This is a genomic window from Pseudomonas sp. FeS53a, from assembly GCF_000931385.1.
GTDB lineage: Bacteria > Pseudomonadota > Gammaproteobacteria > Pseudomonadales > Pseudomonadaceae > Metapseudomonas > Metapseudomonas otitidis.
Genome location: NZ_JYFT01000037.1, coordinates 1 through 24,441, shown reverse-complemented (window position 1 = coordinate 24,441; position 24,441 = coordinate 1). Strand labels below are relative to the sequence as shown.

Here is a 24,441-nt window from a genome sequence, read left to right as displayed (position 1 = left end):
GCCGTGGTGCGGAATCCAGGTGTGAAATTGCTGGCGTCTTGATGGCAAATACCTGGCGTTTCGTCGCCGTTTGCGGCCCTTTGCGCCTTTTTGTATCAAAAAAGCGACAAGTTTCACGAAACCGGCGACTCCCCGGGAGAACCCCGGCTACACCGTCCAGTCTAGGTTCGAGGCCGTCCGAAGGATGCCGTACGGACAATGGCATTGCGCCATTCCCAGGCCTGCCTAAAGCCACTTCAAATGGATTGGAGTCAACATGAAGAACAACGTCAAACGTGTTGCCGGTTCCATCGCATTCGCCCTCTCCACCGCCGCCCTGGCGGGGCCCACCTCGGACGCCGAGCAGTTCAAGGAATACTGGAGCCCCGGCAAACCCAACGCCGCCATCTGCAATTCACCCCTCCTGGTGGGCACACCCCTGGGGCTGCCGCGTTGCATGCAGGCGCGCAACGTGTTCGCGCGGCTGCAGGCCCTGGAAGACATCGCCAGCCTCAACGAGGGCAACCGCGCCGCCGGCCGGCCGGGCTACCAGGCCTCCATCGACTACGTGAAGCGCACCCTGGAGAAGGCCGGCTACAAGGTCACGGTGCAGCCGTTCCCCTTCACCGCCTTCTACCCGAAGGGGCCGGGCACCCTCAGCGCCGTGTCGCCCACACCGGGCAACTACGTGTGGGAGACCGACTTCAACTACCTCTCCCAGACCGAGGCCGGTGACATCAGCGCCCCGGTGGTGCCGGTTGACCTGGCCCTGGGGGCCGGCAACACCAGCAGCAGCGGCTGCGAAGCGGAGGACTTCGCCAACTTCCCCAGCGGCGCCATCGCCCTGGTCCAGCGCGGCACCTGCAGCTTCGAGGTCAAGGCGGAGAACGCCGCGGCCGCCGGTGCGGCGGGGGTGATCATCTTCAACCAGGGCAACACCGACGACCGCAAGGGCCTGGAGAACGTCACCCTTGGCGACAGTTATGAAGGTGGCGTACCGGTGATGTTCGCCACCTACGACAACGGCGTGGCCTGGTCGCAGACCCCCGGCCTGCAGTTGCGCATGGTGGTGGACGTGGTGCGCGAGAAGACCCAGACCTACAACGTGGTCGCCGAGACCCGCTACGGCAACCCGAACAACGTGGTGATGGCCGGTGCCCACCTGGACTCGGTGTTCGAAGGCCCGGGCATCAACGACAACGGCTCCGGCAGCGCCGCCCTGCTGGAGATGGCCGTGCTGCTGCGCAAGGCCTACCCGCTGAACAAGCTGCGTTTCGCCTGGTGGGGTGCGGAGGAGGCCGGGCTGGTGGGTTCTACCTACTACGTGAAGAACCTCACCGCCGAGGAGAAGAAGAAGATCAAGGCCTACCTGAACTTCGACATGATCGGTTCGCCCAACTACGCCAACCAGATCTACGACGGTGACGGCTCGTCCTTCGGTCTGCAGGGCCCGCCCGGCTCCGGCGCCATCGAGCACCTGTTCGAGGCCTACTTCAAGCTGCGCAACCAGGCCAGCGAAGGCACCGAGATCGACTTCCGCTCCGACTACGCGCAGTTCTTCGAGGACGGCATCGCCTTCGGTGGCCTGTTCACCGGCGCCGAGGACATCAAGACCCCCGAACAGGCGCAGAAGTACGGCGGTGCTGCCGGCAAGCCGTTCGATCCGTGCTACCACAATGCCTGCGACAGCACGGCCAACATCAGCCTGGAGGCCCTGGAGCTGCATGCCGATGCCATGGCCTTCGTCACCAGCTGGCTGTCCATCTCCACCAAGGTGATCGACGACGAGATCGCCGCAGCCAAGGCAGCCGGCGGCAAGGGCCTGCTGCGCTCCCAGAGCGTTCGCCAGAGCGACCGCTGGGGGCCCGACTACGTGCGCTGATCCCCGCTGTTCCCTTGCGCCGGTGGCCCCGGCGCAAGGGCTTCTCCCCCGTTGACGGCGTTTCCTTTCTCGAAATACTGTATGTATGAACAGTATTCGGAGAATCCGCCATGGGGACTGTCCGCATCATCGGCCGCCTCGGCCCCTCGTACGCCACCCTGCCGCTCTACACCCTCGCCCTCGACCAGGCCCCCCGGCAGCCGGTCCGCCTGCACCTGGCGGGCAGCGCGCCGCTGGACGACCTGCTCGGCGTCGACATCCCGCAGACCTTCAGCCTGCGCCTGGAGGACGACAGCATGAGCGCCATCGGCCTGTACGCCGGGGACATCCTCATGGCCGACCGGGCCCTGGAGCCTGGCGATGGCAGCCTGGTGGTCGTCCGCATCGAGGGCGACTTCTGCATCCGCCGGCTGAGCCTGGAGAACGGCCATAAGGTGCTCCGCGCCGCCAGCGAGGGCTACCCGCCGGTAACGCTCGCACCGGGCGAAGCGTGGCGCGTCCGGGGCGTGGTGACCCACAGCTTCCGCCGGCCCTGAGGCAGGGATGCCCAGGGCCGTTCGGGGTCAGTGGAAGAGTTGGCGCGACTTGCCGGGCTTGCGCGGGTGGGGCGCCTGGCGTGGCGCTCGGGTGGTGGGATGGTGGTGGTGATGGGCGATGCGCAACATGCCCCACAACATGGCCACTGCGACCAGCAGCCAGCCCACGACCAACAGCACGATAAAGCCTTCAGGACTCATAACAACCGCCTTGGCACCCGCGTGTGGGTGCCTGCTGGAAAGTCTAGTCCGCGCCGCTTCGCCGGGTGTGTCAGGGCATGGCCTCCGGTCGGCAGGCGACAGGGCATTCGTCGGATGGCGCCAGGCCACCCCATGCAGGGTTGGGCAACCCGGTGGGCGGAAAGTGCAGGTCGCTTGGTCGGGCCGGTGCCGGCCCAACGGTTCTTACTGGCAGAAGCGCTCGACGTTCTGCCGGGCTTTCTCCGTCGGCGCATTGCGCTGCTGCTCGCGCCAGAACTGGCATTGCGGGCTTTGTGCGCGATCGCGGGCCTCCGCCCGTTCGTTGTCGCGCTGCTGGGCGGCGTCCAGCCGCTCCTGGTAGTGCTGGAACATCTCGCTGCCCTTGTCCACCTGGGGCGCCGGCGCATCGGCTGGCGGGATGGAGGGGAGGGCGGCACGCCCCGACGCCTGGCTCCAGGCCTGGGCCACCACTGCCTGGTAGCCGAGCCACGCAGTGGCCACCACGGCGACCGCGCCGAGCCAGATGCCCAGGGCGATGCACAGCACCAGTTGCAGCGGGGAATAGGCGATACGCAGGGGCGGGCGGGTACGGCGGGTCATGTCGGTCTCCTTCTGGATGGGGGCAAGGCTAGCCGCTCAGGCCACCTGCAGCACCTCGTACACCTGGGGCACGCCCGCAGGGGCGACCACCACTTCGTCACCCTCGCGCTTGCCCAGCAGGGCCTGGCCCAGGGGCGCGCGCGGGGTGATCACCGTCACCTCGGCACCCTCGGCCTGGACCAGCAGGCCGGCCGCCTCCGGGCCGAGGAACAGCCAGCGCTCGCCGCCCTGTTCGTCACCCAGGCACACCAGCGCACCCAGGGCGATGCCGCGCTCCGGGTCGTAGGGCCGCAGCACCAGCGCCTCGTACAGGCCCACCGCCTGGCGGATCTCCGCAGCACGGCGGGCCTGCCCGGTGGCCAGGTAGGACGCCTCCAGGCCGAGGGTGTCGTACTTGTTCTCGGCGATGTTCTCCTCGTGGGTCGCCGTCTCGTAGGCGGTCTGTGCCGCCCGCTGCAGCAACTGCAGGTCGTCGGCCAGGCGGTCGAGGATGAGGCGGAGCAGGTGGGCTTTGTCCATGGTCGGTCCGGTTCGCGTGGGCGGGCCATTCTACGTCCTGGCGCGTGGCTGTCGATGCGCCCGCAGGGCGCCTCCGTGTGTGATAAAGCAGCATTGATGATGTATATTGATGCCAACGCACGGAGGAAGACCATGAGCGCGCTGACCCGCCCCCACCTCGATCCCGACGCCGTCCTGGCCAAGGCCCTGCTCAACACCCGCGAGCAACTGGGGCTGACCCGCCAGCAACTGGCCGACATCGTCGGCGTCCACCGCACCGTCGTCACCCGCTGGGCCGACGCCGGCAGCATCCGCCCGCAGAGCAAGACCGGTGAACTGGCGCTGCTGGTGATCCGCATCTACCGCGCCCTGTTCGCGCTGTTCGGCGGCAACCTCGAGGACATGCGCCACTTCCTGCGTACCGAGAACCGTCACCTTGGCGGCGTGCCCCTGGAGCTAATGGGGCAGGTGCAGGGGCTGGTGCGGGTGGTGGAGTACCTCGACGCCATTCGCGGCAAGGTCTGAGGGTTAGAGCGCATGGAAATGGACATCTGGAGCGCGTGCGACGGCGAACGCCACATCGCCCCCCTGCGCGGGCGCGTGGTGCGCCTGGTGGAGAGCCAGGAACAGGTGGCGACCCTGCAACTGGTGGACAACCTCGCCGAACAGGCCCTGCTGGAAGAGCTGATCGAGACCAGCAAACCGCCCCTGCCGCGCAGCGCCGAGCCGCTGCACTACCTGCTCAAGACCCCGTTCCGCTACCCGCCGCTGCGCTGGGGCTCGCGCTTCGGCACGGTGCACGAGCCCAGCCTGTTCTATGCCGCTGCGCGCCTGGAGACGGCCATGGCCGAAGGCGCCTTCTACCGCTTCGTGCTGTGGAGCGGCATGGCCACCCCACCGCCCAGCGGACGCATCCTCTCGGAGCACGCTTCCTTCGAGGCGCGCTTCCAGGTGGAGCGCGGCGTGAGCCTGCAGAACCCGCCGTTCGATGCCTACCCGGCGCTGCTCGATCGCCGCGACTACCGTGCCACCCAGGCCCTGGGGGCGGCCATGCGTGCCGCCGGGGTCGAAGCCTTCGAATACCGCTCCGCCCGCTGCCCGCAGCAGGGGCTGAACATCGCCCTGTTCACCCCCGACGCCTTCACCGAACGGCGCCCGCGCAACCTCACCCCCTGGTTCTGCGAAACCACGGCCGACTACGTCGCCTACAAGCACGCCCAGGCGCCGGACCAGCCCCGTCTGTTCCGCCGCGAAGCCTTCCTGGTGGACGGCGTCATCCCCCAGCCGGCGTGACCCGGAACGGGCCCTGTCACCTCCCGCCAAACGCCCTGAAACAGGGCGTTCGCGCGGGGTCGTGAACGCAGTTGTGCACACTCGCGAAGCACCCTGTCATTTCGCAGTCACAAACGCGCGTAACCATTTGATTCTTCGTCTTGTCAATCTAAAACGATGAAAAATAAGGACTTTTTCCACTGGTGAAAAAATCGCCAATCTGTCTGTAAGGCCCGTTCCATCGGGCCCCGGGAGAAGTGTGAGCACGTTTTTCACAAAGTTATCCACAGCTTCTGTGGATTGTCCCAAGGCGGCCCTCTAGAACGCCGCCTGTGGATATTGGCAAGTCTTTACCTGTGGAAAAAAAGGAGTAGAGTGGCGCGCCTTCTCGGCTTCCCCTGCCTTTCAATGAAGTTTCGCACCCCCGCCATCGACCCTTCCCGCACCGATGACCAACGCCTGCCGTTGCGCGTCGCCCTGTGGCTGCTGGACAGCCCGCGCCTGAGCCAGGCCGACAGCGTCAAGCGCATCGCCGGCCGCCTGCTCAAGCAGCCCGCCCGCCAGGGCGTGGTCGCCGCCCAGAGCCGCCTTGGTCAGATGCTCTGCCGGGACTGTGGCAACACCCGCGACCGCCGCATAGGCCTCGACCTGCTGCGCCAGGCCGCCCGTGCCGGCGACCGCCGCGCCCAGCTCGAACTGGGGCGTCTTTATACCCAGCCGCGTACCCAGGAACTGCAGCAGGCCCGCCACTGGCTGGAACAGGCCGCCGCCCAGGGTTCCCACGAGGCCAGCCGCCTGCTGACCCGCCTGCCCCAGGCCTGACCGCCCCCAGAGCGCTGGGTATACTGCCCGGCACCCTGCCGCGGAGCCCTCCATGCCACTCGATCTGCCCAACCTGCTGCTTGGCCTGCTGCTGGCCGCCGCGCCGTTGCTCGGCCTGGCCTGGCGCCAGCAACGCCGGGTCACCGTCCTGGAGGCCGAGCGCCTGGTACTGGACGAGCGCCTGGCCACTGCCCAACTGGCCCAGGACGGCCTCGCCGCCCAGCTGGAGGACTGCCGGGCGGAAGTGCGCGAACTGAACCAGTTCAACGCCGACCAGCAGGCCGAGCTGGCCGCCCTGCGCCGCGAGTCCGAACTGCTGGCCGTGGAGCGCCGCGCCGCCCGTGAAGCCGTCGCCGGCTGGAACGACGAACGCGCCAGCAAGGACGCCGAGCTGCGCCGTCTCGACAGCGAACGCGCCGCTCTGGCCGCCGAACTGCGCGAGCAGCAGGAGGCCCACGCCCAGCGCCTGGCCGACCTGCAGGCCGCCCGTGACGACCTGCGTGCCCAGTTCGCCGAACTGGCCGGGCGCATCTTCGACGAGCGCGAGCAGCGCTTCGCCGAAACCAGCCAGCAGCGCCTCGGCCAGTTGCTCGACCCGCTCAAGGAGCGCATCCAGGCCTTCGAGAAGCGCGTCGAGGAGAGTTATCAACAAGAGGCGCGCGAGCGTTTCTCCCTCGGCCGCGAGCTGGAACGCCTGCAACAGCTCAACCAGCGCCTGGGCGACGAAGCCACCAACCTCACCCGTGCCCTCAAGGGCCAGAAGACCCAGGGCAACTGGGGCGAGCTGGTGCTGGAGCGGGTGCTGGAGCACGCCGGCCTGGAGAAGGGCCGCGAGTACCGCACCCAGGTCAGCCTCAACAGCCCCGACGGCCAGCGCTTCCAGCCGGACGTGCTGATCCAGCTGCCCGGCGACAAGCAGGTGGTGGTGGACGCCAAGGTCAGCCTCACCGCTTACCAGAGCTACCTCGCCGCCGAGGACGAGAACGCCCGCCTCCAGGCCCTCAAGGCCCACGTCGGCTCCCTGCGGGGTCACCTCAAGGGCCTCTCGGTGAAGGACTACCAGCGCCTGGAAGGGCTCCACAGCCTGGACTTCGTGCTGCTCTTCGTGCCCATCGAAGCCGCCTTCGCCGCCGCCGTGCAGGCCGACCCCGGCCTGTTCCAGGAAGCCTTCGACCAGCACATCGTCATCGTCAGCCCCACCACCCTGCTGGCCACCCTGCGGGTGATCGAAAGCCTCTGGCGCCAGGAGCGGCAGACCCAGAACGCCCGCGAGATCGCCGAGCGTGCCGGGGCGCTGTACGACAAGTTCGTCGCCTTCATCCAGGACCTGGACGAGATGGGCAGCCGCCTGCAGCAGCTGGACAAGGCCTACGCCGCCGCCCGCAACAAGCTGGTGGACGGGCGCGGCAACCTCATCTCCCGCGCCGAGAACCTCAAGCTGCTGGGCGCCCGCGCCAGCAAGAGCCTCGCCCCCGACCTGCTGGAGCAGGCAGCGGCGTGGGGGGATGAAGACGAGGGGCGGGAATAGGTGGGTTAGGTTTCATAGGGGCTACAACGGGTGGGGGCTGAGGCGGTAATGGCCAAGCCCGTTATCGAGTTCTGCGGATGTTTTTTGTTTCGCCTTCCCAGGCGAGTCACTTTTCTCAATCGCCCAGAAAAGTAACCAAAAGGGCTCGCCCCTGCATCCGGGTCCCGCTTCGCGGGACTTCCCTCGCTCCGTCGCTGCTTCGGGGGCCGGCGCGATGGGCCATCCATGGCCTGGCGCGCCTCTCGCGGCATCCATGCCGCTCGTCCCCCTGCGCAACGACTGCGCTCGGCCTCCTGAAGGGGCAGGTTCCCCGCCTTACCCTCTGAGCCAGGCAGGATTTCACCGTGCGCTTCAGATTTGCTCACCGTCTGGCGGGCGTCTGCTTCAGAGACCAGGTGCTCGCCCGGCAAGGCGAAACAGGTGGCATCTACAGAACGCGTCAACCCGCTTGCCCTCGGGCTTTCCAGCTCCTCCGCCCAGCCGTCCACAGGCCACGCGGCCTTCATCGCTACAACTGCCTTACCCCCAACGCCGTCTGCGGCCCCTGGCACAAGGTGGCACGCCCAGGCTCCAGGTAGGGCTGCAGCAACGGCGCCATGCCCTTCATCACCTGCACCGGCAACGCCGAGGTGAAGCGGAACCCCGAGGCTTCGTCGCCGGCCACGTACGCGGTCAGCGTGCCGAAGTGGCGCGGGCCCAGGTAGAACACGAAGGTCGCCGTGCGGTTCAGCGCCCGGGAGGCGAGTACCTGGCCGCCCCGGCCGAAGGTCTGCAGGCGGTTGTCGCCGGTGCCGGTCTTGCCGCCCATCACCAGCGGCTGGCCATCGGGCTGGTGGAAGGCACCCTGCAGGCGTCGCGCCGTGCCGCCTTCCACCACCTGGGCGAGGGCGCCGCGCAGGGCGGCGGCCACCTCGGAGGGCATCACCCGCCTGCCGCCGCCGGTTTCGTGCAGCACCCGGGTTTCGAAGGGGGTGTCGGCGGCGAAGTGCAGGTCGTCCAGGCGCACCGTCGGCAGGCGCACGCCGTCGTTGACGATGATCCCCATCAGCTCCGCCAGGGCCGCCGGCCGGTCGCCGGAGCTGCCCAGTGCGGTGGCCAGCGACGGCACCAGGTGGTCGAACGGGTAGCCGAGCTGGCGCCAGTGCTGGTGGATGTCGAGGAAGGCCTCCACCTCCAGCATGGTGCGGATGCGCGAGTCCCGGGCGTTCTTGCGCTGGGACTTGAACAGCCAGCCGTAGACCTCGCGGCGTACCTCGCCACTGGCCTCCACCGCCTCGCGGAAGCTCGCCTGCGGGTGGCCTTGCAGGTAGGCCAGCAGCCACAGCTCCAGCGGGTGCACGCGGGCGATGTAGCCCTGGTCGTTGAGGTCGAAGGCGCCCGGTCCGTAGCGGTCGTACAGCTCCGCCAGGCGCTTGTCGCCGAGGGCTTCGCCGGGCAGGCGCGCGCGCATGAAGGCGGCGAAGGTGGCGCGGTCGGCCTGGGGCTGCAGGTAGCGGTGGATCGCCGCCAGCCGGGCAGGCCAGGGGTTCAGCCCGTCGAGGAAGGTGGCCATGCGGGCGTCGGCGTCCTTGCCCTTGTACTTGTTCCAGAAGCGCAGCAGGTAGGTCTGGCTCTCGCGGGACACGAACAGGTCCAGGTAGCCCTGCCGGCGCGGGTCGCGGTCGTCCCGCAGCAGGGCGGCCTTGTCGCCGTCGGGGCGGTAGATGGCGTGGCGCACCAGATCGCGCAGCAAGCGCACGAAGGGCAGGTTGATGGATTCGCGCAGGGCCTCGCGCAGGGTCGGGGTGCGGCCGTTGTCCTCGCGACGGAAGTTGCCGAAGGTGTGCATGCCGCCGCCGGTGAAGAAGCGCTCCGCCGGGCTGGCGGAGTAGGTGCGCTCCAGCGCGGCATCGAGCATCGGCGCCAGGCGCGCGTCCGGGTGGCTGGCCAGGTAGTCCAGCGCCCAGCGGCTGAGCACGTCCTGCGGGTCCACGTTGACCTCGCGCAGGGCCTTGGTGTCGAGCCCGGCATAGCGCTGGTGCAGGCGGGCGACGAAGTCCAGGTAGGTGGCCAGCACCCGCAGCTTGGCGGTGGAGCCCAGTTCCAGCTTGCTGCCTTCGTTGATGTCGAAGGGCTGGTCGGTGTTGTCGGTCTGCACCCGCACCTGGTTGCCCGCCGGGGTGCGCTCGAAGAGGGTGAAGCTGTAGCGCACGTCGCGGGTCTTCTCCGCCGTCAGCATGCGCTCGCCGAGCAGCCCGGCCTGTTGGGCGAAGGCGGGTTCGGCAAGGTCGTGCAGGTAGGTGGTGACGGCCTGCTGCAGCTCGCCCTGGAGGCTGGTGCGGGCGCCCAGGTCGAGGCGGTCGAGGTCGTACAGCGGCATTTGCAGCAGGCTCGACAGCCGGGTGCGGGCCAGGCTGATGCCCTTGTTGCCGTCCACCCGTGCCAGCGCCGGGTCCTGTTCCAGATCGCGGAAGGTCAGCCGTGCGCCGAGGGCGGCGTCCCGCAGGGCGGGCTGCAGCACCCCGGCGCCGGCCAGCAGGCGCAGGTGGCTGTCGGTGAGGGCCTCCAGCTCGTCGCGGCCGCGCCCGAGGTAATGGGACGGGCGCCGCTGGGCGATCATCAGCGCCACCGCCTCGCGCAGGGCCAGGCCCCGTTCGGCCAGGCCGCCGGGCTCGTCCTGGGGCTGGCCCAGCAGGCGGTTGCTGCGCTCGAAGTCGGCGCCGAACCACACCCGCAGCCCGTCGGCCAGGCCGTGCACCTCGCCGTGGCCGGGGGCGGCGGAGAGCGGCACGCTGTTGAGGTAGTCCTGCACGATGCGGCGCCGCGCCGGCAGCGTCTCCGGCCCGCCCTGGTAGGCGCGCACACTGGCCGAGGCCATCTGCAGCAGCTTGTCGCGGGCCGAGAGGGTCAGCCCGGCGGGGGAGTGGCGGTACTTCTCCAGCTGGGTCGCCAGGGTGCTGCCGCCGGCGCTCTGGCCGGGCACGTCCAGCACCTTGCCGGCCTGGGTCAGGGCAGCCTTGGCGAAGCGCGGCCAGTCCACCGCCGGGTTGGCCAGGGGCGAGGCGTCCAGCAGGTGGCGGTTCTCGATGAACAGCAGGCTGCTCACCAGCAGCGGAGGGATCTCGTCGAAGGCGCCGTAGAGCTGTTGCGGATAGCGGAAGCTGTACAGCGGCTCGTTGCGGCAGTCGCGGATGTCCAGCCCGGCCTGGACCTTCTCCCGGTAGGGCGGGAACAGCCCGTGCTGGGTGTATTCCAGCAGCGCCGGAGAGAAGCGCACCTGCTGGCGGATCTCGTAGCCGCGCTGTTCCAGGCGCTGCAGCATGGCGGGCAGGTGAGCGTAGCCCAGGCGCTTGTCGAAGGGACCGTCGTGGGGGAAGAGGATGGCCGGGCTGGGCCCGTCGCCGAGGCGGTAGTCCAGGGTGGCGGCGTAGCGGCTGATTTCGCGGGATTGCAGCCAGGCGTGGCGCATTTCCTCGCGGGCCAGCAGCGCCAGGATCACCGCCACCAGCAGCAGGAACAGCCACACGGCGAGGCGGTGACGGCGTCGGCGGGCCCGGCGGCGCGCGATCACCGGGTCCAGGCTGTGCGAAGACAACCGGGTCGATGACGCGTGGGACTGCCAGGCAACGCCCATGATCGAGAACCCGCCTCAGGTGACTGCTCTCGCTGCAAGCGTAGTCCGTCGCGGCGCACCCGGCGGGCAATGGGGCCGGTGCGCCGATCATCGGCCGCCAGCCATGGGCAGGGTGGGGCGCGCTGTGCTTTCATTCGCGCGTTTTCCCGGGAGCGAGCGCCATGACCGATTCGACGAGCCAACGTATCCGTGACAGCTGGCGGGCCAATGCCCAGGCCTGGGTCGACGCCGTGCGCAGTGGCCGCATCGAGAGCCGCCGCCTGGTCACCGACCAGGCCATGCTGGATGCGGTGCTCACGCCCCGGCCGCGCCGGGTGCTCGACCTGGGCTGTGGCGAAGGCTGGCTGTGCCGCGAGTTGCTCTACCGGGGGATCGATTTCGTCGGGGTGGACGCGTCCTATGAACTGATCGAGGCCGCCCGGCAGGCCCAGGGTAGCCAGGGCATCGGCCAGTTCGTGGCGGACGATTACCGGGTCGTGGAGATGGACTACAAGGTCTACGGCCAGTACGACCTCATCGTCTGCAACTTCTCCCTGCTGGAGGAGGACCTGAGGCCGATCCTCGCCACCCTGATACGCCTGCTTGAGCCCCGGGGGCGGGTGGTGATCCAGACCGTCCACCCGATGACCGCCTGCGGGCCGGAAGGCTACCGGGACGGCTGGCGCCTGGAGACCTTCGCCAGCATGGGCGAGGGCTTCCGCGAGCCGATGCCCTGGTATTTCCGCACCGTCCATGGCTGGTTCAACCTGGTCACCGATGCCGGCTTCCGGCTGGAGCGGCTCAGTGAGCCGTGCCACCCGGAAACCGGCATGCCGCTGTCGCTGCTGATGGAACTGCGGGTTCAGGACGCCGCCGCGTAGGGCGTGGTGCCGTAGCCACGGGCGGCCAGCGCCGGCTTCGGCGGCTGGCGCTGGCCGAGCCGGCCGATCAGGTCCAGCCAGCCGGCCAGGGCCACCATCAGCAGTACACCGGCGCAGGCCAGGGCCACCTGGCCCACGGCCCCCAGCCGGTAGAGGGTGGCCAGGGCATCGGCCAGCGGCGCCAGCAGCACGCTCAGGCAGAACACCTCCAGCGAATGCCGCCCCATGCGCACCACCTCCCGTGCCGGCCAGCGCTGCAGCCAGGTGCCGCCCGGCAGCAGGCGCGCGGTGCAGTAGGCGAGGGCGAGGAAGTGCAGCAGGCGCAGGGGCGAGAGGTCGGTCTTGTCCAGGGGATAGATCACCCGCGCCACCGCCTCCGGCATCCAGGCATCGTGCAGGCCCGGCACCTTCCAGCTCAGCGCCAGCGCCGCGCTGGCCGCGAGGTACAGCAGGCAACCGGCCAGCAGCGTGCCGCGCCAGGCCGGGGTCAGGTTCGGGGCCGGGTGGCGCTGTGCGTGCAGGGCCGCCGCGCCGCCCAGGACGAAGAGGAACTGCCAGGCCAGCGGGTTGAAGAACCATTCGCCGCCCGGGTGCGCCGTCAGGTTCCAGTAGGGCGCGGCGAGGTACGCCAGCGCCGACAGCGCCACCGTGGTGCGCGGGTGGCGCAGCAGCAGCGGCAGCACCAGCGGCCAGCCGGCCAGCAGCACGATGTACAGCGGCAGCGGGTCCATCAGGTTGGGCTTGAAGCGCAGCAGCAGCTCGTCGATCAGCGCCTGCTGCGGGTTGGCCAGGAAGTAGTCCAGGCCCATCTCGTCGATGAAGTCGCGCCCGCCCACCTGGGCGTTGGCGAAGAACACCATCCCCATCAGCACCGCCAGCAGGAAGATGTGGGCGATGTACAGCACCCAGGCGCGACGCAGGATGCGCAGGCAGGCCACGCCATAGCCGTCGCGCTGCAGCAGCTTGCCGTAGGCCAGCAGCGCCGCGTAGCCGGCCAGGAAGACGAAGATCTCCGCCGCGTCGCTGAGCCCCACGTTGCGCGGCGTCACCGCGCCCAGGGGGTTGTGGGGGATGTGGTCCCAGAAGATGAACACCAGGGCCAGTCCACGGAAGAAGTCGATGCGGAGGTCGCGTCCTGTCTGCATGGCGGCGTACTCGGGCGGGCGGCAAGAGGCCGGAAAGGGGTCCTGAAGCTGTGACCGGGGTAGGGGATGGAGTTTCCGCCGCGCAGACCAGCGGTCGTCTTTACCGGGGCGGCGCCAGCCGGCACTATCGCCAGCCACACCCTCCCTCCCAAGGAACGACGATGAGCAAGGCATTGCTGGTGGTGGACGTGCAGGCGGGGCTGTTCTTCGCCGACCCGGAGCCGTGGCGCGCCGCCGAGTTGATCGCCACCATCAACCGCCTGGCCGACCGCGCCCGCACCGCCGGCGCCCCGGTGCTCTACGTGCAGCACGACGGCGAGGCGGGCAGCGAGCTGGAGCCCGGCTGCATCGGCTGGCAGCTGCACCCGGGCCTGGAGCGCGCGCCCCTCGACCCGGTGGTGCGCAAGACGGCCTGCGACGCCTTCTTCGAGACCCCGCTCAAGGCCACCCTGCAGGCCCTGGGCGTCACCGAGCTGGTGGTGGTGGGCTACGCCACCGAGTTCTGCGTCGACACCTCCATCCGCCGCGCCACCAGTGAGGGCTTCAGCGTCACCCTGGTCAGCGACGGCCACACCACCAAGGACCGCCCGCACCAGCGCGCCGAGGTCATCGTCGAGCACCACAACTGGGTCTGGGCCCAGTTCATCCAGCCGCGCCACCCGCTGCGCCTGGCGCCGGCCGACTCCATCCGCTTCGAACCCGAGGAGGCGCCCCATGCGTGAGATCACCTTCCCCGACGGCACCCGCGTGCCGGCCATCGGCCAGGGCACCTGGCACATGGGCGAGCGCGCCGACCAGCGCCCCCGCGAAGTGGCCGCCCTGCGCCAGGGCCTGGAGCTGGGCCTGAGCCTGATCGACACCGCCGAGATGTACGCCGAAGGCGGCGCCGAAACGGTGGTGGGCGAAGCCATCGCCGGGCGCCGCGACCAGGTGTTCCTGGTCAGCAAGGTCTACCCGTGGAACGCCAGCCGCCGGGGCATCCCCCAGGCCTGCGAACGCAGCCTGCGGCGCCTGGGCACCGATCACCTCGACCTGTACCTGCTGCACTGGCCCGGCGAGCACCCGCTGGAGGAGACGGTGGACGCCTTCGAGCAACTGCGCGAGCGCGGGCTGATCCGCCGCTGGGGCGTGTCCAACTTCGACGTCGCCGACCTCGACGCGCTGCCCCCCGGCTGCGCCGCCAACCAGGTGCTCTACAACCCCGAGGCGCGGGGCATCGAGTTCGACCTGCTGCCGCGCCAGCAGGCCGAGGGCCTGCCGCTCATGGCCTACTGCCCGGTGGGGCAGGGTGGGGCGCTGCTGCGGGATGCGGCGCTGCTGGAGGTGGCCCGGCGCCACGGCGCCAGCCCCGCCCAGGTAGCACTGGCCTGGGCCCTGCGCCAGGACGGGGTGATGGTGATCCCCAAGGCGGTGGAGCCCAAGCACATCGAGCAGAACGCCGCCGCCCACGCCCTGCGCCTGGACGCGGAGGACCTGGCACTGATCGACCGCGCCTGGCCGGCCCCCACCCGCAAGCGGTCCCTGGCGATGGTGTGACGCTTCGTCCTCGGCGGAGGAATCTTTCCGACACCCGATTCCTATTGTCCGAGCGCTCTCCTAGACTCTGCACCACTTGGAATCTAGGGACAGACCTATGAAGCACCTGATGTACGGGCTGGCGGGTTCGCTGGCGATGGCAACCGCCGCCTGGGCCGACGAGCCCTCCGCCCACGATCCGTTGCTGGATGCCCCTGCACCCTCCACCGCCGCCGCATCGGCCCCCTCGCCACGGGGCGTGCTGCGGGCCCGCAACCAGGCGGTGCTGTCCAGCGAGCTGGCCGGGCGCATCGTCGAGATGCCCTTTGCCGAAGGGCAGTCGTTCAAGGCCGGCGACGTGCTGGTGCGTTTCGACTGCAGCGCCTACCAGGCCCAGCTCACCGCCTCCAACGCCGCCACCCGCGCCGCCCGCGAGGAGCTGAAGAACAAGCAGCAGCTGGCCGCCCTCAACTCCGTCGGGCGCTTCGAAGTGGCCCTGGCCGAGGCCCGCCAGGCCCAGGCCCAGGCCGAGGCGCAGGTCTACCAGGTGCAGGTGCAGCGCTGCCAGGTGAAGGCCCCCTACGACGGCCAGGTGGTCAACCGCCGCGTGCAGCCCCATGAGAGCGTGCCCGGCGGCGCGCCGCTGCTGGAGGTGGTGGACAACCGCACACTGGAGATCCACCTGCTGGTGCCCTCGCGCTGGATCGGCGCCCTCAAGCCGGGCCAGCCCTTCGAATTCATCCCCGACGAGACCGGCAAGCCGCTCAAGGCCGTGGTCAAGCGCCTGGGTGCGCGCATCGACGAAGGCAGCCAGACGCTGCTGCTGATCGGCGGCCTGCCCGAGGATGCGCCGGGCCTTGTGGCTGGCATGAGCGGCAGCGCGCGCTTCCCGGAGGCGCGATGAACGCACCGGTGCCCGGTTTCGCCGAGCGCGTCTTCGCGGTCTTTCTCGGCCTCCAGGCCCAGGCCCGGCAGGCCGCCACGACCGAGCAACTGGCCTTCGCCATGGTCAACGATGGCCAGGGCCTGTTCGGCTACCGCCACGCCGCGCTGCTGGTCGCTGGCAAGGTCAGCGCCCTCACCGGCATCAGCGTGGTGGAACCCAACGCCCCCTTCGTTGCCTTCGTCGAACGGGCGGCATCCCAGCGCCTGGCCGCCGGCCTGCTGGGCGAGCCTGGCGTGGTCGACCCCGGCAGCCTGGACGAGAGCAGCCGTGACGACTGGCAGGCACTGTCCGCGCCCCATGCCTTCTGGCTGCCGCTGAAGGACCGCCAGGGCGCCGTGTTCGGCGGCCTGTGGATCGCCCGCGACACCCCCTGGAGCGAGGCCGAGCAGGCCCTGCTGGTGCAGCTGGGCGGCACCTACGGCCACGCCTGGCTGGCCCTGCAACCGCGCAAGCCCTGGCGCCTGCGCTGGCCGAAGAAGAAGCTCTTGGCCCTGGCCGCCGCGCTGGCCCTGGTGCTGCTGGTGCCGGTGCGCCAATCGGTGCTGGCGCCCGCCGAAGTGGTGCCCCAGGGCGGCCGCGTGGTGGCTGCGCCGCTGGACGGGGTGATCGCCGAATTCCTCGTCAAACCCAACCAGAGCGTCGCCGCCGGTGACCTGCTGGTGCGCTTCGACGCCACCACCCTCAAGGCCCAGGCCGACGTCGCCGAGCGCGCCCTGGGAGTGGCCGAGGCGGAGCTGAAGGCCAACAGCCAGCGCGCCTTCGCCGATGCCGAATCCAGCGCCCGCATCGACCTGCTGGCCGCCCGCGTGGAGCAGAAGCGCGCCGAGCGCGACTACGCCAGGCAGTTGCTGGCGCGCAGCGAAGTCCGCGCCGAGCGCGCCGGCATCGCCGTGTTCGCCGATGCCGAGCGCCTCACCGGCAAGCCGGTGCAGACCGGCGAGCGGCTGATGCAGATCGCCGACCCGGCCCAGGCCGAGCTGCGCATCGAGCTGCCGGTGGGCGACGCCATCGCCCTGGAGCCTGGCGCCGAGGTGGCGCTGTTCCTCGACAGCGACCCGCTCAACCGCCACGACGCGCGCCTGGAGCGGGCCGCCTACGAAGCCCAGGCCACCGCCGCCGGGCAACTGGCCTACCGCCTCGACGCGGCCTTCGCCGACGCCCCGCCGCGCATCGGCCTGCGCGGCACCGCCAAGCTGTTCGGCGCCCGCGCGCCGCTGGCCTATTACCTGCTGCGCCGGCCTCTGGCGGCGCTGCGCCAGAACCTGGGGTTGTGATGCTGCCGGCCCTGCGTTCCGACCTGCAGTTGTCCGCCGCCGCGCCAACCCGCGAGGGCGCGCCGCAATGGACCCTGGCCGACCCGCTGCGCGGCCGCTATTTCAAACTCGGCGCGGCGGCCGTGCGCTTGCTGCGCCACTGGTCCCTGGGCGACCCCCGCGCGGTGCTGGCGGCGGCCAACGCCGAGCCGGGCGCGCCTCTCGGGGCCGGTGAGCTGGAGCAGATGCTGCGCTTTCTACGCGGGCACGATCTGATCGCCGCTCTCGACCCGGAGCAGCGCGCCAGCTACAGCCTCAAGCGCGCCAGCACACGCCACAGCCTGTGGCAGCAGGTGCTGCACCAGTACCTGTTCTTCCGCATCCCGCTGTGGCGGCCGGACCGCTTCCTCAACCGTGCCTGGCCGGTGCTGGAGCGCAACGGGCCCTGGCTGCTGCGGCGCGGGCTGCCGGTGATCCTGCTGCTGGGGCTGTTCCTGGTGGCGCGGGACTGGGAGCGCTACCTGGCCACCTTCCCGCACCTGTTCAGCCTGGGCGGCGCCCTGGCCTTCGGTATCGCGCTGACCTTCGCCAAGCTCTGCCACGAGTTCGGCCACGCCTTCATGGCCAAGCGCGCCGGCTGCCGGGTGCAGAGCATGGGGCTGGCCTTCATGGTGCTGCTGCCGATGTTCTACACCGACGTCAGCGATGCCTGGCGGGTGCAGGACCGCCGCTCGCGCCTGCTGATCGGCGCCGGCGGGGTGCTGGCCGAACTGGTGCTGGCGGTGCTGGCGCTGCTGGCCTGGTCACTGTTGCCGGACGGGCCGGCGCGCACCGCGGCCTTCATGCTCTCCAGCGCCACCTGGATCACCACCCTGGCGATCAACCTCAACCCCTTCATGCGCTTCGACGGCTACTTCCTGCTCAGTGACCTGTGGGAGGTGGAGAACCTGCAGAACCGCGCCTTCGCCCTGTGCCGCTGGCGCCTGCGCGAGGCGCTGTTCGGCTACGGCGAGCCGGCCCCCGAGCCCTGGCCCGAGGCCATGCGCCGGCGCCTGCTGGTGTGGGGCTACGGGGCCTGGATCTGGCGTGCGGCGCTGTTCTTCGGCATCGCGCTGACGGTCTACCACCTGTTCTTCAAGGTGCTGGGCATCTTCCTGATGCTGGTGGAGCTGGTGTGGTTCATCGGCCTGCCGATCTGGAAGGAGTTCGGCGAATGGTGGCAGCGGCGCGACCAGGCCGACCCGCGCAAGGTGCTGCTCACCGGCTCGGCCCTGGGGCTGGTGCTGCTGGTGCTGCTGGTGCCCTGGCGCAATGCGGTAGATGTGCCGGCCATGCTGGAGGCCGCGCGCACCGGCACCCTGCACGCGCCCATCGGTGCGCGGGTCAAGGCGGTGCGGGTGAAGGACGGCGACACGGTGGAGCAGGGCGCCCTGCTAGTGGAGCTGGAATCCCCGGACCTGGACGCGCGCCAGGGCATCGTCCGCCGCGAGATCGACATCCTCCAGCTGCAGTTGCGACGCCAGGCCGGGCGCAGCGAGACCGCCGCCGAGACCGGGGTGATCGAGCAGCAGCTGGCCGAGGCCGTGGCCGAGTACCGCGGCCTGGCCGCCCAGCGTGAGCGCCTGCAGTTGCGCGCGCCCCTGGCCGGCGTGGTGCGCGACCTGCCGCCGGACCTGGTGGTGGGCCGCTGGCTGCACAGCGGCGAGACCCTGGCGCGGGTGATCGCCCCCGGGTTGCGCCTGCGTGGCTACCTGGCCGAGGAGAACCTCTGGCGCGTGGCGCCGGGCACCGAGGGCCGTTTCATCGCCGACGACCCGGCGCGGTCGGCCCTGTCGGTGCGCCTGGACGAGGTGGACACCACCGGCGTCGCCTTTCTCGAACTGGAGGCCCTGGCCTCCGACCACCACGGCCAGGTGGCCGTGCGACGCAATGCCCAGCAACGCGCCGAGCCGGTGCAGGCCCAGTACGGCGTGCGCCTCAGCCTGCTGCAGGACCTGCCGCCCCCCGACCAGCCGCTGCGCGGCGTGGTGGTGCTGGAAGGCAGCCGGCAATCGCTGCTGGGCTTCGCCTGGCGCCGCATGGCGGCGTTGGGGGTGAGGGAAAGCGGTTTCTAGCCCATCAATCGAACGGACAGCCTGCCAGGAGGGTTCCATGGACGAAGCCTTGCCGATCTGCTCCCGCCTGCCCTGGCGCTTCGACCTGGCGCCGCTGCTGGCGGCGCTGGAGCGGATCGCCCCGACGGCCTGGGTGGCGCATTTCAACACCGGCTATTACCAGGGCGACTGGAGCGGCATCGACCTGGTGGCCGCAGTGGATGCGCCGATCCCCCTGGCGCCGGGTTTCGGCCCGGTGGCCCGCAGTGCCCTGTGCGCAGCCGAGCCGGCCTGGCTGGCGGCCATCGAATGGTTCGGCGAGGACCTGCGCAGCGCCCGCCTGCTGCGCCTGGGCGCCGGTGCCAGCATCCGCGAGCATTGCGATCCCGACCTGGGCAGCCCGGAAGGGCCGCTGCGCCTGCACGTGCCGCTGCTCAGCCCGCCGGATGTGGAGTTCCTGGTGGATGGCCGGCAGGTGCCGATGGCACCGGGGGAGTGCTGGTTCATCGACCTGTCCCGCCCGCACCGGGTGGACAACCCCGGCCCGGGGCCGCGCATCCACCTGGTGCTGGATTGCATGGTGAACCCACGCCTGCGCCAGGCCATCGCCGAAGGCCTGGCGACCACGCCCGCGCTGCAACCGAGCCGGGGCATGCGCGCCTTCGCCGCCTTCAACGCGCAGGTGCAGCAGCGCCCGGAACTGGCCCATGCCCTGCAACTGATCACTGACCCCACCGATTTCTGCCGCGATGCGGTGGCCGCCGGCCAGACCCTCGGGCTGGTGTTCAGCGAGGCGGATGTGCGCATGGTCATGCGCCAGGCACGGCAGGCCTGGAGCCGCCAATGGAGCATGCGATGACGGCCCTGGATTTCACCGAGTGGCTGCCGATCCGCGCCTTCGAGCAGGCCGGCAATTGGCAACTGGACTGGGCCTGGTTCGGCACCACGCCCCTGGCCCGGCCCTTCTTCAGTGACGACGTGGACGAAGCGCTGCGCCTGCCGTTCAACCTGGCCCTGCGCCGCCAGACCGGCCTGGACGCGCTGCTCGACTGGCAGGCCCGCAGCCCCGGCCTTGAACCTTCGTTGCTGGTGTTCCACACCTCCCGCTGCGGCTCCACCCTGCTGGCGCAGTTGCTGCGAGCCCTGCCCGGGCACGTGGTGCTGTCCGAGCCGCCGCCACTGGATGCCGTGCTGCGCGCGCATTACCGGGACCCCGGCGCTTCTGCCTGGCAGGCGGAGACGGTGCGCGCGCTGTGCTCGGCCTATGGCCAGCGCCGCCGTGGCGACGAGACCCGGCTGGTGGTGAAGCTGGACGCCTGGAACCTGTTCGAGGCGCAGCTGCTGCGCCGGCTCTACCCTGAGGTGCCGTGCCTGTTCCTCTACCGCGACCCGCTGGAGGTGGTGGTGTCCCACCAGCGCCAGCCCGGGTTGCATGCGGTTCCCGGACTGCTCGGCCCGTCCGGGCTGGACGGCCTGCCGGGGCGGGAGGCGCTGGCGCCCGGCGACTACCTCGCCTGGATGGTCGGGCAGCTGCTGCAGGCCGGGCTCGACCTGTGCGCGGCAGGCGAGGCGGTGCCCCTGAACTACCGCGAGCTGCCCGGCGCCCTCTGGGGCCGCCTGGGTCCGCTGCTGGGCATTGACCCGGCCGCCGTGCCGCACCTGCAGGCCGTTGCCGGGCACGATGCGAAGCGCCCGGCGATGGCCTTCAGCGCCGACGGCGAGGCCAAGCGCAGCGAGGCGGACGACGCCACCCGGGCGGCTGTCGAGCGGTGGGCGAGGGTGCCCTTTGAGGCGCTGGAGGCGCTTTCACCCCGCTAGTTGTGAATGCCACTTCACATTCATTGCAGAAACCGCCGAACGGCGGTTTTTCGATGGTGGCCAGCTGAAATCCTCGTCTATGCTCCGTGCAGGGAAACTGTAACTACAGTTGTAGGCCCTGTTCCCGGGGCCAGCAGGGATGCACGCCGTATGTCTCTCCACACCTTGAACCTCCGCTTGGCAACCGAAGCAGACCGCACCTTCCTGAGGGTGCTCTACGGCACCACCCGTGCCCACGAACTGGAGCACACCCCCTGGGACCAGGCCGCTCGCGAGCGTTTCGTCGACCAGCAGTTCCAGGCCCAGCGCAGCTACTACCAGGCGCACTACGCCGACGCCGAGCAATACGTCATCGAGCAGGCTGGCCAGCCCATCGGCCGCGCCTACCTGCTGTGGACCGACACCCACCTGCAAATCATCGACCTGGCGCTGTTGCCCGAGGCCTGTGGCCGAGGCATTGGCGGTGAGCTGCTGGGCCGCTTCCTCGAACGGGCCGACCGCGAGGGCCTCAGTGCGGGGCTGCATGTCGAGTCCTACAACCCGGCCCAGCGCCTCTACTTCCGCCATGGCTTCGAGGTGGTGGGGGAGAACGGTGTGTACCTGAAGTTGCGCCGCCACCCGCGCGGCCATCAGGCCGCCGCCGAACCGGCGCTGCGCCCGGCCATGCCGTCCTGAGGAGCCTGTCCATGTACCCCATGCCGTCCTACGCGCTGCTCTCCGAGGCCGTCGGCCAGTCCTTCCACCTCTGGCTCTCGCCGGAACAGGTGTTGCCCGTCGAGCTGCTCGGTGTCGAGGAGGGCATCGCCATGACCCCTCGCCACCACTGCTACCACGCCCACTTCGTACTGCCGCCGCAGTGCAGCCTGCCCCAGGACGTGTACCGCCTGGGGCCGCCCGGCGAGGAGGGCTGGGCGCTGCTGCTGACCCCCGGCCAGCCCGTCGAGGATGGGCGCCATGTACTCCAGGCCGTGTTCCATACGGATCGGCCGGCATAACTACAACAATGAGCATGCATGTGCGACCGGGATTCCGGTTGCGCGAAACCAGAGCCAGAGGAGAGTCAACACGTGGATCCTTTCATCGGTGAGATCAAGATGTTCGGCGGCAACTTCGCACCCCGTGGCTATGCGTTCTGCATGGGGCAGAGCATGGCGATTGCGCAGAACACCGCACTGTTTTCCCTGCTGGGCACCACCTACGGCGGCAATGGCCAGACCACCTATGGCCTGCCGGACCTGCGTGGCCGCTCGCCGGTCGGCCAGTCCCAGGGGCCCGGCCTGTCGCTCATCGACCTGGGGGAGCTTGGTGGGGTTGAGAACGTGACCCTGCTGCAGACCCAGATGCCCATGCACACCCACCTTGCGTCCGGCACCAGCACGATCTCCGCCGCTGGCACACCGACTAACCCGGCACTGGTTCCGAGTTCGACCAACTCCGTCCTGGGTGGCTCCGTCGGCGGCTCGCCTTCGGCAGCGGCGATCTGGTCGAGCGCGATGTCGAACCCGGTCCCGCTGACCAACCCCAGCACCGTGAACGTGACGGTGCAGATCGCCGGCGGCAGCCAGCCGGTGGCCATCCGCAACCCCTACATCGGGATCAACTTCATCATCGCGCTGGACGGCATCTTCCCCTCGCGCAACTGAGGCACTCGACCCGCCGGTGCCTTGCGGCACCGGTGGCTCTCCGGCCCCGTATCACTGACAGGCAGACGTACACGCAGACCATGGCCCATCCATCACCCACCTATCACTTCATCTCGGGGCTGCCACGCTCGGGGTCCACGCTGCTGGCGGCGCTGCTGCGGCAGAACCCGCGCTTTCACGCCGGCATGACCAGCCCGGTGGGCAGCTTCTTCTCGGGCCTGCTCAAGCAGTTCGGCGCCGACAGCGAGTTCGGCCCGGTGGTGACCCAGGAGCAGCGCAAGCGCCTGCTGGCCGGCCTGTTCAGCAGTTACTACGCGGACCAGGGCGGGCATGAGGTGATCTTCGACACCAACCGCCTGTGGTGCGCGCGTCTGCCGGCCCTGCTGGACCTGTTCCCCCAGGCCAAGGTGATCGCCTGTGTGCGCAACGTTGCCTGGGTGATGGACAGCATCGAGCGGCTCTACCGCGCCAACCCGTACGAGATCACCAAGCTGTTCAACGACGACAGCGAACGCAACACCGTCTACAGCCGGGTCGAGACCCTGGCCCAGCGCAACCGCTTGGTGGGCCTGGCCTGGTCGGCGCTCAAGGATGCCTATTACGGCGAGCACGCCCGCTCCCTGCTGCTGGTGGACTACGACCTGCTGGTGGCCACGCCCGAGCGGGTGCTGCAACTGGTCTACGAATTCCTTGATGAGCCCTGGTACCCGCACGACTTCGAGCACGTTGAGTACGACGCCCCGGAGTTCGACCAGGCCCTGGGCCTGCGCGGTCTGCACAAGGTGCGGCCCAAGGTTGAAGTGGCGGCGCGGCGCACCCTGCTGCCGCCGGACCTGTTCGAGCAATACGCACAACTGGATTTCTGGAAGGACTCGCGCAACAGCGAGGCCCATGTGATCAGGACCTCCCGGGACGCCCGGGCCCTGGAACAAGAACGCAACTGAGCACCTGCCAAGGCGGGCGTCGGAATGAGGAGGTAGAAGTCATGGGCTGGGGTCTTTCGAAGAAGGCAGGTCGCAACGGCAAGGCCAAGGGTGCGGAGGCTGCGCCGCTGGCATGCCCGTTGCCGCTGATCAGTGCGCTGGAGCCGCGCATGATGTTCGACGGCGCGGTGGCGGCCACCGTCGCCGATACCGCCGCCGCGACGGCAACAGCCGCTCCCACGGCCGATGCGGCCCATGACACCGGCGCCCGCGACAGCAGCCACGCGAGCACCACCGATACCCACCAAGGTACCCAGGACCTGCAGGCCAGTCCGGTGACCGATGGGCAGAGCGGCGTGCGCAAGGAAATCGTCTTCGTCGATACCCGCGCGCCGAACTACCAGGAGCTGCTCAAGGCCGTCTCGCCCAATGCCGAGGTGGTGCTGCTGTCCACCAACAAGGACGGCGTGCAGCAGATCGCCGACGCCCTGGCCGGGCGCACCGGCATCGATGCCATCCACATCATTTCCCACGGCGATTCCGGGGTGCTGCTGCTGGGCAACGGCCCGTTGTTCGAGGGCAACCTCGCGCAGTACGCGTCCCAGCTCTCCACCATCGGCAAGGCGCTGACCGCCGAGGGCGACATCCTCCTTTACGGCTGCGAAGTGGGGGCGGGCAGCGAGGGCCATGCCTTCGTCTCCAAGCTGGCGGACATGACCGGTGCGGACATCGCCGCCTCCGACGACAACACCGGCGGCAGCGCCAAGGGTGGTGACTGGGACCTGGAGGTCACCACCGGCCAGATCGCCGCCAGCAATGCCCTGAACCTGTCGCGCCTGGGCAGTTACGACCACCTGCTGGTGACCACCTCGGTGAGCACCCTGGCCCAGTTGAAGAGCGCCATCACCACGGGTGTTGCCGACAACGTCGACGATGTCATCACCCTCACCGGCAACATCACCTTCACCGGCTTCAACGACACCATTTCCATCCATGTCACCGACGGCCACACCCTGCAGATCGTCGGCGGTGGCTTCGCCATCGACGGGGCCAACAAGGCTCGGATACTGGACGTGAACACCAGCGGCGCCAACTCCAAGGTCGCGCTGGACAACATCACCATCCGCAATGGCCTGATCGTCGGCAACGGTGGCAACGAGAACTCGGCCGCACCCGATAGCGTGGGTGCAGGTATCTACAACGCCGGCGTACTGACCATCACCAACAGCACCATTACCGGTAACAAGGCGTCTGGCGGCGGCGGCGGGGGTGGCGACTCCGGTGGCTACTACGGCGGTGGCGGCGGTGGAGGCG

At 69.7% G+C, this 24,441-nt stretch carries 24 protein-coding genes; 19 read left to right on the top strand and 5 right to left on the bottom strand.

Features of this window, described 5'->3' with window-relative positions; genetic code table 11:
* The first annotated feature begins 256 nt into the window (after nt 1-256).
* Entirely contained in the window at nt 257-1,861 is a 1,605-nt protein-coding gene (locus SZ55_RS11150) for a M28 family metallopeptidase (protein ID WP_044405549.1), read from the top strand.
* A 110-nt stretch (nt 1,862-1,971) separates the two neighbouring features.
* Nucleotides 1,972-2,397: a LexA family protein gene (locus SZ55_RS27100; RefSeq protein ID WP_052807581.1), complete on the top strand. Its 426-nt coding sequence runs from the start codon at nt 1,972-1,974 to the stop codon at nt 2,395-2,397.
* A gap of 27 nt (nt 2,398-2,424) precedes the next feature.
* On the opposite strand, the gene SZ55_RS28295 is transcribed toward SZ55_RS27100, so the two are convergent.
* The 3 genes from SZ55_RS28295 to SZ55_RS11135 all read right to left on the bottom strand — a co-directional run bounded on the left by SZ55_RS28295 (nt 2,425) and on the right by SZ55_RS11135 (nt 3,717).
* On the bottom strand, nt 2,425-2,577 hold the full coding sequence (locus SZ55_RS28295; protein WP_162484935.1) for a hypothetical protein: 153 nt from the start codon (nt 2,575-2,577) through the stop codon (nt 2,425-2,427).
* Nucleotides 2,578-2,802: 225 nt separating this feature from the next.
* A complete protein-coding gene (locus SZ55_RS11140) occupies nt 2,803-3,198 on the bottom strand; it encodes a hypothetical protein (protein WP_044405547.1) in 396 nt (131 codons plus the stop codon).
* Nucleotides 3,199-3,234: 36 nt separating this feature from the next.
* Nucleotides 3,235-3,717 carry a GreA/GreB family elongation factor gene (locus SZ55_RS11135; protein WP_044405545.1) on the bottom strand — a complete coding sequence of 161 codons (483 nt, stop codon included), beginning with the start codon at nt 3,715-3,717 and terminating at the stop codon, nt 3,235-3,237.
* A 132-nt stretch (nt 3,718-3,849) separates the two neighbouring features.
* Here SZ55_RS11135 and SZ55_RS11130 point away from each other — a divergent pair, with 132 nt between their 5' ends.
* From SZ55_RS11130 to rmuC, 4 genes are all read left to right on the top strand, one after another.
* The gene (locus SZ55_RS11130; protein WP_044405544.1) at nt 3,850-4,221 is read left to right on the top strand and encodes an MbcA/ParS/Xre antitoxin family protein; all 372 of its coding nucleotides are present in this window, start codon (nt 3,850-3,852) and stop codon (nt 4,219-4,221) included.
* An 18-nt stretch (nt 4,222-4,239) separates the two neighbouring features.
* The gene (locus SZ55_RS11125; protein ID WP_044405542.1) at nt 4,240-4,989 is read left to right on the top strand and encodes an RES family NAD+ phosphorylase; all 750 of its coding nucleotides are present in this window, start codon (nt 4,240-4,242) and stop codon (nt 4,987-4,989) included.
* 387 nt (nt 4,990-5,376) lie between these two features.
* On the top strand, nt 5,377-5,790 hold the full coding sequence (locus tag SZ55_RS11120) for a tetratricopeptide repeat protein (RefSeq protein ID WP_044405541.1): 414 nt from the start codon (nt 5,377-5,379) through the stop codon (nt 5,788-5,790).
* Between the two features lie 52 nt (nt 5,791-5,842).
* Entirely contained in the window at nt 5,843-7,318 is a 1,476-nt protein-coding gene (gene rmuC / locus SZ55_RS11115) for a DNA recombination protein RmuC (RefSeq protein ID WP_044405539.1), read from the top strand.
* A gap of 508 nt (nt 7,319-7,826) precedes the next feature.
* On the opposite strand, the gene SZ55_RS11110 is transcribed toward rmuC, so the two are convergent.
* A complete protein-coding gene (locus tag SZ55_RS11110) occupies nt 7,827-10,931 on the bottom strand; it encodes a transglycosylase domain-containing protein (RefSeq protein WP_044405537.1) in 3,105 nt (1,034 codons plus the stop codon).
* Between the two features lie 161 nt (nt 10,932-11,092).
* On the opposite strand from SZ55_RS11110, the gene SZ55_RS11105 reads away from it, so the two are divergent.
* Nucleotides 11,093-11,791, top strand: a complete 699-nt coding sequence (locus SZ55_RS11105; RefSeq protein WP_044405535.1) for a class I SAM-dependent methyltransferase — start codon at nt 11,093-11,095, stop codon at nt 11,789-11,791.
* Here SZ55_RS11105 and SZ55_RS11100 read toward each other — a convergent pair.
* Entirely contained in the window at nt 11,773-12,936 is a 1,164-nt protein-coding gene (locus SZ55_RS11100; RefSeq protein WP_044405533.1) for an OpgC family protein, read from the bottom strand. The two genes, SZ55_RS11105 and SZ55_RS11100, sit on opposite strands and share 19 nt — an antisense overlap.
* A gap of 161 nt (nt 12,937-13,097) precedes the next feature.
* Here SZ55_RS11100 and SZ55_RS11095 point away from each other — a divergent pair, with 161 nt between their 5' ends.
* From SZ55_RS11095 to SZ55_RS11040, 12 genes are all read left to right on the top strand, one after another.
* On the top strand, nt 13,098-13,658 hold the full coding sequence (locus SZ55_RS11095) for a cysteine hydrolase family protein (protein ID WP_044405532.1): 561 nt from the start codon (nt 13,098-13,100) through the stop codon (nt 13,656-13,658).
* On the top strand, nt 13,651-14,472 hold the full coding sequence (locus SZ55_RS11090; RefSeq protein ID WP_044405531.1) for an aldo/keto reductase: 822 nt from the start codon (nt 13,651-13,653) through the stop codon (nt 14,470-14,472). The genes SZ55_RS11095 and SZ55_RS11090 overlap by 8 nt, the downstream gene beginning before the upstream one ends.
* Nucleotides 14,473-14,581: 109 nt before the next feature.
* Entirely contained in the window at nt 14,582-15,355 is a 774-nt protein-coding gene (locus SZ55_RS11085) for an efflux RND transporter periplasmic adaptor subunit (protein WP_394354710.1), read from the top strand.
* Complete coding sequence (locus SZ55_RS11080) at nt 15,352-16,671, top strand: efflux RND transporter periplasmic adaptor subunit (RefSeq protein WP_044405529.1); 1,320 nt, start codon at nt 15,352-15,354, stop codon at nt 16,669-16,671. Before SZ55_RS11085 ends, SZ55_RS11080 begins: the two co-directional genes overlap by 4 nt.
* Nucleotides 16,668-18,764, top strand: coding sequence for an efflux RND transporter periplasmic adaptor subunit (locus tag SZ55_RS11075; protein WP_177329729.1), 2,097 nt, complete (start codon nt 16,668-16,670; stop codon nt 18,762-18,764). The genes SZ55_RS11080 and SZ55_RS11075 overlap by 4 nt, the downstream gene beginning before the upstream one ends.
* Nucleotides 18,765-18,801: 37 nt before the next feature.
* Complete coding sequence (locus tag SZ55_RS11070) at nt 18,802-19,602, top strand: aspartyl/asparaginyl beta-hydroxylase domain-containing protein (RefSeq protein ID WP_044405526.1); 801 nt, start codon at nt 18,802-18,804, stop codon at nt 19,600-19,602.
* Nucleotides 19,599-20,561, top strand: a complete 963-nt coding sequence (locus SZ55_RS11065) for an aspartyl beta-hydroxylase (RefSeq protein ID WP_044405524.1) — start codon at nt 19,599-19,601, stop codon at nt 20,559-20,561. Before SZ55_RS11070 ends, SZ55_RS11065 begins: the two co-directional genes overlap by 4 nt.
* A gap of 177 nt (nt 20,562-20,738) precedes the next feature.
* Nucleotides 20,739-21,236: a GNAT family N-acetyltransferase gene (locus SZ55_RS11060; protein WP_236692409.1), complete on the top strand. Its 498-nt coding sequence runs from the start codon at nt 20,739-20,741 to the stop codon at nt 21,234-21,236.
* An 11-nt stretch (nt 21,237-21,247) separates the two neighbouring features.
* Nucleotides 21,248-21,556, top strand: a complete 309-nt coding sequence (locus SZ55_RS11055; protein WP_052807580.1) for a DUF6916 family protein — start codon at nt 21,248-21,250, stop codon at nt 21,554-21,556.
* Between the two features lie 72 nt (nt 21,557-21,628).
* On the top strand, nt 21,629-22,204 hold the full coding sequence (locus SZ55_RS11050; RefSeq protein ID WP_044405520.1) for a phage tail protein: 576 nt from the start codon (nt 21,629-21,631) through the stop codon (nt 22,202-22,204).
* 80 nt (nt 22,205-22,284) lie between these two features.
* Nucleotides 22,285-23,148 carry a sulfotransferase gene (locus tag SZ55_RS11045; protein WP_044405518.1) on the top strand — a complete coding sequence of 288 codons (864 nt, stop codon included), beginning with the start codon at nt 22,285-22,287 and terminating at the stop codon, nt 23,146-23,148.
* 41 nt (nt 23,149-23,189) lie between these two features.
* On the top strand, nt 23,190-24,441 hold a 1,252-nt coding region (locus SZ55_RS11040; protein ID WP_044405516.1), incomplete at its 3' end, for a DUF4347 domain-containing protein.